Genomic DNA, 13,712 nt, shown 5'->3' with positions numbered 1-13,712 from the left:
TGGGCCAAATGCGACGGGTCGGGCCGGTCGAGCGCGCCGGCTATCTAGCAACGGGCCGATAACACGAATGTGCTCCAAGCCTACGCCCCCGCGCATCTGGCAACCGAAAGCCGGCCAGCCCGAGAATGGGGAATGCCGCACAGCGTACCGCTGCTCGCCCAGTGTCCACGGCCTCACATCGACCGCGCTGGAGACCCCAAAGGCTTCGACTTCGCCAAGGAGACCGCCAATGCCGACGGCGCCCCTCGTCCCGCGGCCATATCAGGGCTCACCGCGAACAGGCCGATCTCGTGAGAGACTGGCCCGTTCAACCGGCGCGACCGCGAGCTCGGACTATGGCGCGCTGACGTTCTCATTCTGCAGATCCCACCCGCTTCGCCAGCCAGGATCATCGAAGTCAGGCGCCGATTCCTGGCTCTGCTGTTCAATCACGCTTTCCTCATGCTCCGCTTCTACCTTCACAAGGATCTCCCGTTCGACACGATAGACCTGCGTTACCTTCACCACGAATCTCATATCGCCCTCCTTGCTGCACGGCACGGATCGGATCCCGGCCACCTCTCCCACTATGATTTTGCCTCGGCCTGCGGGCGCGGAATACCGCGGTCGCCGTTTCCTGCCGCGCAAAGCTTGCGCAACAGTGCATCGAGCTCGCCACGACGCTCGAACCGCAGCCGATCGACATTTTCGTGAAAGCGCCGTTCGTCCTCCGGCGTCCATGCCGATACCAACCGCCCGAAGGAGCGCTTCTTGATGCGATCGGTGAGCGCCATGCGCGTGGCCCGGCCCTCGATCTGACTCTCGATCAGGTCGAGATGCTCGCGGGTCCGCCGGTAGGTCGCCTCTATTCGAGATAGCGGCACATGCGTTTCCAGGATCGTCATGGTCGTCCACCTCCGCCCCGGTGCGGCCAGAGCGCGCGGACAGAGAAAAAGACAGCTTCCCCCCATGCACCTTGCCCGCAGAAATGCTGGCGCAGCTTCGGATGCCAGACGACATAGAGGGACTCTTCGTCATCACGAGCCAGACGCCAACCCACAGCGAGCGCAATGATTTTCCAATGCATCGCCATCTCCTATCTGTTCAAGTCGATAAAATCGGAGGGGCCTTCATAACGACGATGACGAGCTTCATCGAACACAAAGCCGAAGCGACCGATCCTGTATTCGTCGCTGGGCACGAGGAACCGCCGCTCTCCGACATGCGCCCCACGCCGGCCGCCGATCGTGGCGACCACCTCAACGAAGCCCTTCTCGTGATCGGACCTGATCGCCGAAATGACGATCCAATTGCCAGCGTGCTCCCGATCGAAGGCGCTGCGGTCCTTTTCACGGGACTCGCCGGGTCCCAATATCGTGCCGGAGATCGTCTCCCAGGCATCGGGCCAGCTATCCTTGACCGTCCGTTCCGCGCTGCGACGCTCGTAGCCAGTAAAAAGGTGCGGAAAAGTGAACGCGACGATCGCCCAGGCGGCATCTTCCTCGTACCATCCACCCTCGGCGCGCAGCAGCGGATGGACCTTGCTGTTGCAATCCGCAGACAGCTTGAAGCCGCCATGACCGGCGGTGCTGTGGCTTGCAATGCCTTCGGCATAGATCGTCGCACCCTGCGAAGGTCCCCATGGCGTGCTGCAATGGACGCGCATGGTTTGGCGGGTGAGCCCGCGCAGTTCGCGCTTGTGTTCCGCGGTCTCGAAGACGCGGATCCGGAACGCCGCCTCGTCGGCGAGCGTCGACTCGTAAATATGGAAGTCGGACCGCTTCAGTTCGGCAAGCGACCGCGCCACGCGCCATGCGCTGGCAAGGACGCCGCCGCCTTCCCGGCTCGGAAGCATCGCCAGGACGATATCTTCGACACGGGCGACCGGGAAGCCGTCGGCGCTTTGACCGAGCTCCACCCCTGAAAACTCAGGGGTGGAGTGTTCTTGGGGCTGGATGGCGAGCGCATTCATGCTGCAACCCTCCCCTCGCCGGCAGACGCCGCGATCTCGTCCGCCGTCACCTCTTCGAGAACGGCGAGAGGATGACGATGCTTCGTGAGCCAGGCTTCCGCATCCGCGCGGCTGACGGCAATGTGGACGAGTTCGGCGCCCGCGCCGGGACGGTCGAACACACGAACGGAGCCGAGAGCCGGACGTTCGAGAACCTTGAAGATCAGATTGGAATCGATACCGAAGGTCCGGTGAACGCGGATGACGATGGTGCCGTGGTTGCCGAGATCACCTTCATGAATGGTGAAATCCGGCTGGGCGACATAGGTGCCGGTGGTCCTCCCCGCCTGCTTGCGGATGAGCCGGCCCTGGCTGTTGCGGTTCTTCCATGCCGACAGCTTCTTCCTGTGCCGTTCGGGCGGTCGCGGCGTGCCGTCGGACCATGCAACGGTGGAGCCGATCGGAACGATATCAAAAATGAGGGACGCAGACATGCGAGCTCTCCTGTGATGTTAGGGATGATGGAAACGAAACCGCCGCCGGGGAAACCGGCGGCGGCGAAGATCTGGAGGGTTGCTGGTGGTAGTTATTCAGCTGCGACGAGATGGGCCTCATCCTCATCGATGATGACGGTGTCAGCGTCGTGATCACCCGGCTCCCCCAAAACAGCATCGCTGCCATTGTCTTCGACGGCATCAACCTCGGCAGTCACCCCCGCGCTCCCGGCGTCGCCGCCCTCTATCTGCCCGGACGCAACATCGTCGTCGTCCGGCCCGGCAGCAACATGCCTCCTCACCCAGTCGGTGAGCTCTACCATATCAGGGGCGAACAACGCCGACGGATGCACGAAACCGCCATCTTTGAAATGGGCGGCAAGCGCTGCGCGGGTTTCCCGAACCTTCTGGCGCGGAAGAACCGAGCTGTCCTTGCACGAAGCTTCGAGCGCCTGGCGGGACAGGCATGAAAGAAATTCCTCCGTCCCCATGTTGGGCAGGAAGCTGTCGGCACCGATGGCCTCACCGGCTATACGGGAAACGATGCCGCTGTTCGAGGCGTTGCGTCGGCACGAAAGCACCTCGATCAGCATCGAGCGCGCGGCAATACGCAGTGTATCCATCTCGAAGCTGAGCTTGCCCTCTGCGTCGAGCAGGCTAGCGGCATGGCGGGCGAACCGCTTGGTGCCGTAGACGGCACCGGTCGCGCCGGAATCGACGCGAACATTCAGTCCGACGAACGCGAGGATGAGGAGCGCCATCAGGGTATTGTCCTCGATCGGGGCGCGGCCAAGTGCCTGATGCAATGCGTCGGTTCTGTAGTCGCCGATCATGTCGTGACCGGTCTGGGTCACATCCGGGCGCGGCTTGGAGACAACGATGTCCTGAGCATCCGCCTCGCTGGCGTCATTTCCCGCCGCAGCGCCTTTCTGCTTCAGCTTTCTCGGTTCCGGCATCCGGAAATGGATCGTCTGAACCTTCCCGGAGCGATCGAGATAAACAGCAGCCCGGTCGGACTTCTGGGGATTACCGTGGACACGCTCGGCCTTCGGCGGCAACTGCGGCTGACCCCAGCTATTGACCTCGGCGAGGACACCATTCTTCGGGAGGTTGGCCGTCATCCATTCCTGCTGAGCGCCGAGATAAGCTTCGACGTTCGTGGTGTAACGGCCGTCCTCGTTGGCCGGGCCGAACAGATCCTCGACCCATTCGATCCCGTAGGCCATGGCAAGATCGTCACCGAAGGATGCGTCCTTGGCATACATCCGGGTCTTGGACAGCGCGTTTGCGACGCTGCCCCAGGATACCCTCGGATCGGCCTTGGACGGCTTGTGCTTCTTCCAGACCTCCTTCTGCTCGGCGACGCTCGCCGCGGCGATCGTGCGCAGGAAACGCTCCTCCGGCATGTCGCCCTTTGCCATCTGGTCGAGCATCGCCGGCAAGACGTTCGCGAGCAGCCGCAGCTTGCGGATCTGGCGGATCGGCAACGCCAGCGCCACGGAAATCGCCTCCTCCGTCCAGTCGAAAGCGATCAGCCGTTCGATCCCGCGCCACAGATCGACCGAGTTCAAGGGCTCACGCGCGATATTCTCGATCATCGAGCGCATCGCGTTATTGTCGTTGGCCGCCTCGACGACGATGACGTCGATTTCCTCGATGCCGGCCGCGATGGCCAGCCGTACACGGCGGTGACCGGAATCGATGATGTAGCCGTTACCACCGCCGGTTTCGGGGAAGATGATCGGCGGCTGCATGATGCCCACCGCCTGGATCGTGGCCAGCAGCAACGCATCTCCCTGCGGCGTGGACTTCGTCTGGCGCGCACGATCGGGATTGTCCTTCAGCGCACGGGGATCAACCTTCATAACCTGCATCTCAAGCTCCTGTGGGGTTGCGGACGCGACCCTTTGCCGGTCCTTTTCCGTCTTCTTCTCGAAGACATCCCCCGGACCGCGGAACGGACGGGCCGGCACAACTGCGGCCGAGCATCCCTGCCCGGCCGGACAAGCGGGGCATAAGCCCTGCGAAGGACGACGTGCCGGGATCGCGTCAGGCCGCGGTTGAGCGAGAGCGCTGACTGCACGGCTGGTCTGCGAGCGGTTTTTCCTTCTCCTTTCTTCTTTCATTTCCGACCGCCGCCAGTTTCGGGCCAGCCGCAGTCTTCAATGTCAGGATGGCATCGGTTGCGCCGGACGCCGAAAACTGCATCATCGCGATACTGCGTTTACTGCACGGCGCTATTCAGACGGAGACCGTGTCCGCCTGGGCCACAGACCAGCCGAGCCTGCTACCGTTCACAAAAATTAGGGGATCCCGTAAAAGCATGAAACAGCCGAAGCGACCATTCATCGTCGAGATCAAACCGTCGCGCTCCAAGGCGCGGCAGAAGGACCGTCCATCCATCTGGGGAGCGCTCGACCTCGCTGGCACTGCCCGCGAGGTTGCAGAGCAGGATGCCAATAACAGCCCCTCCGGAGAGACGATCCCCGACGAGAAAATCGCATGGCTCGACCGCAAAAAGTCCTGAGAAGAGAGGCGGCTGACGGCGATCAGGCACTTTTCTGCTGCCTTACTTTCCTCACTCCTTCCCGGCCGTGCGCATTCGCGCCTTTCGCCTGGCCAAGGCAATCTTGATCGAGTGTCACCCAGTTGCTATCTTTGTGCTCAGTGAGATCATGGAGACCGACATGGCCGGCAACCTGCACGTTCGCAATCTGGACGACGACCTGATCGCCAAGCTCAAGACGCGGGCGGCACGGCACGGCCGTTCCGCCGAAGCAGAGCATCGCGAGATCCTGAGACAGGCCCTGGAAACGGAGGTCGAGCCTTCCTTCGACGAGCTGGCCGCGCAGCTACGCCAGCTGACCGCCAAGCGAACGCAGACGCCTTCCGAGGTCCTGCTGCGCGAAGGACGTGATGAGCGGTGACGGAAACGCTCGTCATCGATGCCAGCATTGCGGTCAAATGGGTCGTTGAGGAAGAAGGCACACCGTTGGCACTGGCACTGCGGCGCAATCATCTCTTCGCCGCTCCGGATTTGCTGGCGGCAGAGTGCGCCAACATTCTGTGGAAGAAGACCCGGCGCAACGAACTGACGTCCGATGAAGCGTTGATGGCGTCGAGGCTGCTGGAGCGCAGCAATATCGAGTTGCTTCCCATGCGCGGGCTGCTCGCCCAGGCAAGCAAACTGGCCATAGAGCTTGGTCATCCGGCCTACGACTGCATGTATATCTGCCTGGCTGCGAGCCGGGGCTGGCGCTTCGTAACGGCGGACGAACGGTTGATCCGGGTGGTGAGCCAGAAGGCTCCTCCCCAACTCGCCAGCCTGTGCGTGACTATGGAGCAGATAGCAACGGGTTCGCATTGAGCGACGGGACCGGTTTGACCACCAGCGGAATGAGGGCCGGCCTTCGCTGATGGCGGAGACCGGCCCTCAAGATCGGGGAATCATGCGGCCATCGATATAGCGCCGTCGGCTCCTTCGACGTCCTTGGCGAGCGCCTTTTCGACATCGGCAAGCTGTCGGCGTTTTTCCGCAAGCTCGCTTGCGAAGGAAAACTCACCGCCGTCCCGCGAGCGATAGGACGCAAGCCTGCGACGAGCCTCCTCCAGGCGCTGGCGTTGGCGCCCCTGCTCCTCTTCGAAGCCATCGAGCGCGTGCTCGAGACGGGAAACCGCACCAAGCGGCGTGACCGTCATGGAAAGCTCGATCTCATAGTCGGCTCCAGTGCGCATCAGCATGGTCGTGTAGCGATATCCATCCTTGCCGAAGCGCTCACCGGAATATTCCAGGTCGAAGCCGCCGATGGTCGCAATGACCATCACGCCCTCTTGCTGGAGCTGGACCAGCGTCAGGATTTCCTTCATGACGGCGCGACCCGCATCCTTGCGTTCGTCGAAGGCCTTATCCCTAACGGTCATTGTGAAAGCGTCACCGGCGGTTGGCACCAGCCGTTCGATGTCCTGACCGATTTCGCCGATCCGCCGTGTCGAAACCTCGATATCGCGCTCGGCATCACGGATGTGCCGGCGGACCGCATATTGATCATCTTCATGGGCGGCGCGCAGGCGCTCTAGACGGGCGATATCGGCCTCCAGACCGGCCTTGAGCATCAGCCGTTCGTCGCCGCTGGCGATCGCCTTGGCCATGGCGAATTGGCTGGCGGCGCCCTCGCTCATATCCTCCAGCCGGCGGATCGACGTGTCGCCGGAAAGCGCGGCCGCGATGAAGCGGGCTTTTCGCTCATTGTTCTGCCACATCTGAGCGTCGAGCGACCCTTCGGTCGCGTAGGCGTAGATGTCGATCTCGTCGTGCTGATTGCCCTGCCTGACGATCCTGCCCTCGCGCTGTTCAATCTGCGACGGCAGCCACGGCACATCGAGATGATGGAGCGCCTTCAGGCGAAGCTGGGCGTTGACGCCGGTCCCCATGGTTTCCGAGGACCCGATGAGGAAACGCACCTTGCCGGACCGGACATCGCCAAACAGCCGCTGCTTGGCCTCCGTCTTCTTATAGTCCTGCATGAAGGCGATCTCGCTGGCAGGGACGCCCATACGGACCAACTCGTCGCGGATCCAGCGATAGGCCGAGAAGCCGCGAGTCTTTTCGACGGATATCGTGCCCAGATCGGAAAAGATCATCTGCGCGGCGCCGGGGAGTTCGAACAGCTTGCCATCCGGGCGGAGATAGGTGTGTTGCGAGGTCTCCTTCCAGATACGGTAGGCATTGTGGATCAGGAGATTGAGCTTGTTGTCTTCTTCGTTGTCATTGGCCGGAATGACCAATCTCAGATCGATCGCCGCATGACGACCATCGGTGATAACCGACAGCAGGATGTCGTCGCCGGGCTGCGCCGGCCCCTCACGCATCTCGATGTCCTTGATGCGCTGTTCGAGAATCCTTTGATAGAATTTGAAGGCGGGGGTCGGCTTGGCGGTCAGGATCTGCCGCCGGCCGGTGGAGAGATCAGGCACCTTGACGTAGTCGCGCAAATCCGCCGGCATGACGACGTCGGCGAAGCTGCGGAACATGGCGATCAGTTCCGGAACGTTGACAAAGGACGCAAACCGGCTGACCGGTTTGTATTTGCCCGACGGCTGCAGCTCAAGCTCGGTCGTTGTATCGCCAAAGGTCGACGCCCAGGCGTCGAATTCGTGCAGCCCGCGTTCGGCAAGTGCGGTATATCCGAGCAGCCGCTGGATCGAGAACATCTCGCCGAGCGTATTGGTGATCGGGGTGCCCGAGGCCAGAACCAGTGCCCTGCCCGGGTTCTTCGTTTCGATGAACCGGGCTTTGACATACAAATCCCAGGCGCGCTGCGAGCCGTTCGGATCGATGCCCTTCAGGGTGCTCATGTTCGTGGCGAAGCTGAGTTTTCTAAACTCCTGCGCTTCGTCGACGATGATCTGGTCGACACCGATTTCGGAGATGGTCAGCAGGTCGTCCTTGCGGGTGACAAGCGCCTGTAGCCGTTCCTCCAATCCCTCCTTCAGGCGTTCCAGCCGCTTGCGCGAAACCCTGTCCTCACTGTCGACCTTTGTCAGCAGCTCCTCATAGAGCTCCAGCTCGTCCTGGATCATCTGCTGTTCGAAGGCCGATGGGACCGCGATAAACTTGAAGGCGGAATGTGTGATGATGATCGCGTCCCATGTGGCGGTCGCCGCTCGGCTCAGGAACCGCGAGCGCTTATCCCTAGTGAAGTTGGTCTCGTCGGCGACGAGGATGTTGGCGGAGGGATAGAGTGCCAGAAACTCTCGCGCGGCCTGCGCCAGGCAATGGCCGGGAACGACCAGCATCGCCTTGGCGATCAAGCCGAGCCGGCGCTGTTCCATGATAGCGGCCGCCATAGTCATCGTCTTGCCGGCGCCGACGGCGTGCGCGAGATAGGTGGAGCCATCGGCAATAATGCGCCAGATGCCCCGCTTCTGATGCCCATAAAGAACAAAGGCGCCAGAGGCGCCGGGAAGTTTGAGATGGGAGCCGTCGAACCGCCTTGGCGCGAGGTTGTTGAACCGGTCATTATAGACGCGGGCCAATTGGTCGGTCCGATCCGGATCGGTCCAGATCCAGCTCTGGAAGGCTTGCCTGATCCGCTGCAACTTGTCGCGCGCGGCTTCCGTATCGACGACATTCAGGACGCGACGCTCGCCGTCCGCGTCCTTTAAGACGTCGAAGATCTGCGGAATCCGGCTATTGAGCGCGTCGGTCAGTAACTCACCGGCATGGCGGCGGCTTGTTCCCCATTCCGACGTCCCGACTGCTGTGTAACCAAGCTGGCGTGCTTCGACGGTCCAGGAGCCGAGTTCCGGCATATGGTGGATCTTGATGTCGACGTTCATCGTCTCCTTGACGAAGGCGACGACATCAACAGCAGGGATCCAGGGCGCACCGAGCCGGGCGGCAATATCGGATGGGCGAAGATCGACCGGCTGGACAGCCTCAAGGGCGCGGACATTGCGCTGAAAGGTTGGATTGAGATCGGCAGCCGCTTTCGCCACTGCCAGCTTGCTACGGACGGCGCCGGAAAGATACGCGTCGGCGGTCTGCCAGGAGCCGGCGACGGGATCGCGAAAGACTGTGTCACCGAGGTCATCGATCACCGTAGCCACATCGCGATGCAGTAGTTCGGCGATGTGCTCGAGATCGACTCGACCGCGCTCGTTCATGACCACGGCCAGCGCATCAGCAGCCGATGTGATGACCGGTGACGCTGGCGGCGAGATGACGCGCTGGCTGAAGATCGGGCCGGGCTTCGCCGTATCCGTTTCGAGATCGTAGTCCTCGATAGAGGCCACCAGCCAGCAGTCGGGGTCGTCCCGAAAGGGCTGCAGGTTCGGCTGGCGATGGGCTTCCCGCACCTCGCCGGGTTCCTCGTCCTCGCTGATCGAAACCGTGGTGTGGTTGATCGGCCCGAAGTCGCGCGTGAAACTCGACCAAGCGATGCGCAGCCGGATCTGCAGGTCTTTCCACGGCCGATCCAGCTCCTGGGCCTTCAGCACCTCCCTCACCGCGTCGCGGATCGGGACCAGCTTCATAATGATCCGGACGTGCTTTTCGGGGAGACCGTCCGTGCTGCGGCCTTTGCGCACCTTGATCGCAACCGGAGCGCCGTCGACCATCTGCATCAGGCCCTGCCTCGTGTCGACGAAGTAGCTGCCCTCGCGGACCCTGGAGTTGTCGGGACGCAGGTCGACGATATCGGCAAGCTCATCCTCGACATCGAGATTGATTGGGGTCGGCTCGCCGTCATAAATTCCTTCCGGCAGCAGCTGAGTGGCCGCCGCCAGCGCCGCCTCCAGATCGTCGCCGCCCCGCGGGCGGCACGTATAAGCTTCACCGAAGGGGCCGGATGTGAGCGCATGGGTGCCAAGCACGAAATCCGGATAGCGCACAAACCAGCGATTGACGCGGATGCCCCCTTCCTCCACGGTTGCCGGCTGGATCTCCTCCAGATCGAGCCATGAGAGATCACTTGTCCGCTCCCCTGCCTTCCGCTTCCTGAAGAAAAGAAGGTCGACGACGACATCCGTGCCGGCGTCGGAACGAAAACTGCCTTCGGGCAGACGGATCGCGGCAACCAGATCGGCCGACTTTGCGATATGCTCGCGGGCGGTACTGTCGGCCTTGTCCATCGTGCCGGCGCTGGTGACGAAGGCGGCCAGGGCGCCGGGCTTCAGCAGATCAATGGATCGGGCGATGACGTAGTCGTGGAGACGCAGGCCCAGCCCGCGATATGCCCGGTCGGAGCGCACTGTACGGTCGGAGAACGGCGGGTTGCCGATTGCAAGGTCATAGATGGCGCTGAGATCGGTGCGAGCGAAATCGCCATTGACGATGCGCGCTTTCGGCTGCAGCAGCCGCACGATCCGTGCGGTCACCGGATCGAGTTCGATACCAGTGACATAGGAGATGTGACGCAGTTCCTCCGGCATCAGCGCCGGAAACAGGCCCGTGCCGATACCCGGCTCCAGCACGCGACCGCCGCGCCAGCCGAGGCGCCGAAGACCAGACCATATGGCCCGGACGATGAATTCCGGTGTAAAATGCGCATATTGCGTGCAGCGCATCAGCGAGCCGTAATCCGTTTCGGACACGGCGCTCTCCAGGGACTCGCCGAGCGTGTCCCAACCTTTGCGAAACTCGGTCTCGCCGGGTCGTCGAAACATGCCATTCGCCAGCTCCGAGGCGCCGAAGCCGGTGAAGCGGATCAGCTTTGCCTGCTCCTCATGCGTTGCGGGCCTGTCCTGCCGCTCGATCTCGTTGGCGGTAAGAATCATTGCGACGTTCCAGCGGGCACGCTCCTTCCAGGTGTTCGCGAGACCACGATCGCCATCGAGGTAGAAGTTCGCGCGATCGCCGTGCCTCCTGACGGAGGCAGGTTTGGGGACCGGCGCCATCGGCGACGCCGGTGCGGGCGGCCTCGGATCAGGGTCGTTATCATTGTCGGGATAATCGTCGAAGCTCGGCGAGAAGGTCGTGATGCCGAGGTCGAGACCGGAGGAAAGGACGCTGCTGCCGAACAGGTCGAGCGTGAACGGATCGTTGGACATGCGAAGGTCTCCTTGAAACGGGCGCACGTCGCCGTCCCGCGGACGCGGGATCCAGAGGCGATGGCGTGGAAGATGGGTTAAGTGGAGGTCAGGTCCGGAACGGGACCTTGATGGTAGCGGCAGATGCCACGGGTTGGGGTTGGGAATAAAGATGGAGAGGCCGCCAGGTTCAGGGGCGAGCAGGCGCTATCCGCGCGAAACGACGTAGATTTGCATCGTCTCCCCGGAGAAAGCGATGCGCAGGTGCGTACCGGTCGGACTGGCCGATATCAGGGCTTCGAGGCTTTCTGCGTCAATGAAGTCCACGCCGTCGTCGCCGCCATAGATCCTGCGTTTGATATGAAACCAGTCGCCGCCTATGCGCGGATCGCATTCCTCCGCATAGACCACGAGTGGTCTGGCGTCTGATCGCAGCCTTCCATTCGACATGACGTAGATCCCTTGGTCTCCAACCAGCCAGAGACCGGGCTTCTCGTCCTTGCCCGGTGCAAGGCCATAGTGAGGATTGCGGAAGCCGCCATTGGCCTCAGCGTCGCTTTCGCCGCGCGAGATCACCTCGCGGATCGCGGACAGAGGAAAGGTCAGCGTCATGTCCGGCCCCCTCACGCGGCAACTGTTTCGGGAAGATGGCGGAACTGCACCGGCAGCTTGGCGGCGATTTCCACATCGGACAGATCCTCCAGCAGCTTGAGGACCGCATCTCCGCTACCGCCGTAGAGCAGCACCGTGCGCTTGCCGCGCATTTGCTCGGGCCAGCGGTCGCCGGCATAACCACGATAGTCGTCATGGGTCGTGCTCCAGATATGCTCGAGGCGCTCCTCGCGCGTCATGGCCCGCACCGGACGGCTTTCGCGCTCGATGATGGCACCGCGCATGCGCTCGACCGAACCCTTGTCGGAAAGATCACAATTCCCGTGGAAATACCGTGTCCGGCCATCGATCCGGAGCGTGAAGAAGACGCTGGTGACGGAACCGAATATGAACTCGCGCATGGCGAACATCTCGCCGCGGATCCACAGAGGCGGAAGGATATCCAACATATAGTCGCACTGTTCCTGAGCGATCTCGAACCATTCGCCGGCATAGAGCGCGCTATCGTCACCCTCGAAGCGGTTCGGGCGCTGCTTGTGACGGTCGAACATGCGGAACATTTCCGAGCGGGTGGCGATACCCTGGAAAACCTTACGGATGGCGGATGCGGGGTTCATGGCGGGCTCCTTTCAGCCTCGTCGAGCCGAAATGCGGTCCATCCTCATGGATGCCCATCTTTTCTTCAGCCCTTCCTGACCCCTCCCCCTCAGCCGCCTTCCCGACCGGCCGGGTCAAGGGCCGGCTCAAGCCGGGCGAAGCTTTATCCTTGACGCGGCCGGCGGGCATGCGGCAGGCCTCTCGTTCATCCCCCTTTTTTCTTCATTGCCTTCAGGTCTTCATTCCAGTCATCGGCTGGACGCAGCCGTTCGTAGCCGCAGCCCACCTCGTCGGCGATCGACTTGATACGGCGAGCGTAGGCATCCCCTTGCGGGTTGCTGTCCGTGGCCGCCACCAGTAAGGTCCCGCGGCGTTCCGCCAGCGCCCGGATCGCGGCTTCAGTCGCTGTCGCCCACCCGCCCCCGGTACTGAGATAAAGGCAGGCATCCGATCCACCCTCGAACTCGGCGAGACTCATCGCGTCAATAGCAGCTTCGGCAACACAGACGCGCTGCGCATCGAGCCGGCCAAGGCGGAACAACACCTTGGCTCCGCCGGAAGCAAAACCACGCCATTGCGGGCCGCGCTCTTCCCAACCTGTGACTGCTCCATCGTCGTCCACATGGGCTGCCCACATGCTGCCATGGGGTCCCTCGCGGAGGCGGTCCTGACGGATCGCGTCACGCACGGCCGCAGCCGACAGGAGCCGCTCACCCGTGAGATATTGCCAGGTCCGTGAACTCGGCCACGGCCGACGCCGCGCAAGCCATCGGCCTGAGACCGTCTGGCTCCGCGATCGTTCGCGCGCCGCCCGCTCCCATGCCGGCTTGGCCGGCTGGTAGCCGACCAGGTCGGCGACATGAAGGAGGCCCTCCGCGAAGCCGACGCCTGCAAGATGTTCGACAAGGGAAAACACATCGCCTTTTGCATCGGTCTCGCCCAAGGGATCGAACCATCCCCTACCCTCGTGGATGACGATGATGATATCACCGTCGCGGCGATATTTGACGGCGCGACGGGTACTTTCCCTCAGATCAACCACAAATCCTGCCTTATCCAGCACCGCCGCACAGGGCACCTTCTCCCTCAACTCTTCAACTTCGTTCCTTCTCATCCTTCCCTTTTGGGCCATCTTCGTACCCGGCCTTTCCTTTGTTTCAACCGGCCCCACACCATGCGGGACATGGTTGTGAAAGGCCGCGAAGAGCCAAGGGGGCAAGGGCGCGGCTGGCGCCACAAATTCAGACGATGCCACCGGCACGACTCGCCAGACGCGGCGAAGCGTCCCTTGCGGCCGTCGGCTCGCAAGCGGCAACTATCGAAAGGGACATGCCGGCTCAACGAGCCACCGTGATCGAATGGGGGATCGGACTCGTGGATGACGTCCGTGTGGCGATCGCCGAGCTCGTCGCCGCCGTCAAGCTGAACTGACCGTCGAGGGGATGTCGTTGTGGCTAGCGTACAAGACGCAGGTGTGAAGAGGTCTCGCTTTGCATCTAATCGCAAGGCTTTGACTCCAATATTTTCAATAACATAGCGCGGAACATTAT

The 13,712-nt window shown here is 62.3% G+C and carries 12 protein-coding genes; 3 read left to right on the top strand and 9 right to left on the bottom strand.

Annotated elements, in window-relative coordinates; all coding sequences use genetic code 11:
• Positions 1–333 precede the first annotated feature (333 nt).
• From RHSP_RS35260 to RHSP_RS31695, 5 genes are all read right to left on the bottom strand, one after another.
• Positions 334–516, bottom strand: coding sequence for a hypothetical protein (locus RHSP_RS35260; RefSeq protein ID WP_037155779.1), 183 nt, complete (start codon positions 514–516; stop codon positions 334–336).
• A gap of 50 nt (positions 517–566) precedes the next feature.
• Positions 567–884 (bottom strand): hypothetical protein, encoded by a 318-nt coding sequence (locus RHSP_RS31715; protein WP_004129334.1) that lies wholly within the window; start codon positions 882–884, stop codon positions 567–569.
• A 191-nt stretch (positions 885–1,075) separates the two neighbouring features.
• Complete coding sequence (locus tag RHSP_RS31705; RefSeq protein ID WP_037155772.1) at positions 1,076–1,951, bottom strand: DUF7007 domain-containing protein; 876 nt, start codon at positions 1,949–1,951, stop codon at positions 1,076–1,078.
• Complete coding sequence (locus RHSP_RS31700) at positions 1,948–2,424, bottom strand: hypothetical protein (RefSeq protein WP_004129329.1); 477 nt, start codon at positions 2,422–2,424, stop codon at positions 1,948–1,950. Before RHSP_RS31700 ends, RHSP_RS31705 begins: the two co-directional genes overlap by 4 nt.
• A 92-nt stretch (positions 2,425–2,516) precedes the next feature.
• Positions 2,517–4,298, bottom strand: coding sequence for a ParB N-terminal domain-containing protein (locus RHSP_RS31695; RefSeq protein WP_037155769.1), 1,782 nt, complete (start codon positions 4,296–4,298; stop codon positions 2,517–2,519).
• A gap of 449 nt (positions 4,299–4,747) precedes the next feature.
• Here RHSP_RS31695 and RHSP_RS34990 point away from each other — a divergent pair, with 449 nt between their 5' ends.
• The 3 genes from RHSP_RS34990 to RHSP_RS31680 all read left to right on the top strand — a co-directional run bounded on the left by RHSP_RS34990 (position 4,748) and on the right by RHSP_RS31680 (position 5,791).
• Entirely contained in the window at positions 4,748–4,951 is a 204-nt protein-coding gene (locus RHSP_RS34990; RefSeq protein WP_037155766.1) for a hypothetical protein, read from the top strand.
• Positions 4,952–5,111: 160 nt separating this feature from the next.
• Positions 5,112–5,351, top strand: coding sequence for a FitA-like ribbon-helix-helix domain-containing protein (locus RHSP_RS31685; protein ID WP_004129311.1), 240 nt, complete (start codon positions 5,112–5,114; stop codon positions 5,349–5,351).
• Entirely contained in the window at positions 5,348–5,791 is a 444-nt protein-coding gene (locus RHSP_RS31680) for a type II toxin-antitoxin system VapC family toxin (protein ID WP_004129308.1), read from the top strand. The genes RHSP_RS31685 and RHSP_RS31680 overlap by 4 nt, the downstream gene beginning before the upstream one ends.
• An 80-nt stretch (positions 5,792–5,871) precedes the next feature.
• Here the strand turns inward: RHSP_RS31680 and RHSP_RS31675 are convergent, their stop codons facing one another.
• The 4 genes from RHSP_RS31675 to RHSP_RS31660 all read right to left on the bottom strand — a co-directional run bounded on the left by RHSP_RS31675 (position 5,872) and on the right by RHSP_RS31660 (position 13,294).
• Positions 5,872–10,974, bottom strand: coding sequence for a DEAD/DEAH box helicase family protein (locus RHSP_RS31675; protein WP_037155763.1), 5,103 nt, complete (start codon positions 10,972–10,974; stop codon positions 5,872–5,874).
• Between the two features lie 186 nt (positions 10,975–11,160).
• Positions 11,161–11,565, bottom strand: a complete 405-nt coding sequence (locus RHSP_RS31670) for a DUF3085 domain-containing protein (protein WP_004129303.1) — start codon at positions 11,563–11,565, stop codon at positions 11,161–11,163.
• 11 nt (positions 11,566–11,576) lie between these two features.
• On the bottom strand, positions 11,577–12,182 hold the full coding sequence (locus RHSP_RS31665; protein ID WP_004129300.1) for a DUF1419 domain-containing protein: 606 nt from the start codon (positions 12,180–12,182) through the stop codon (positions 11,577–11,579).
• A 185-nt stretch (positions 12,183–12,367) separates the two neighbouring features.
• A complete protein-coding gene (locus tag RHSP_RS31660; RefSeq protein WP_338059956.1) occupies positions 12,368–13,294 on the bottom strand; it encodes a DUF3991 and toprim domain-containing protein in 927 nt (308 codons plus the stop codon).
• Positions 13,295–13,712 lie beyond the last annotated feature (418 nt).

The organism is Rhizobium freirei PRF 81 (assembly GCF_000359745.1).
GTDB lineage: Bacteria > Pseudomonadota > Alphaproteobacteria > Rhizobiales > Rhizobiaceae > Rhizobium > Rhizobium freirei.
The sequence above is the reverse complement of the archived record's forward strand: the minus strand, read 5'-3'. Positions and strand labels throughout refer to the sequence as shown.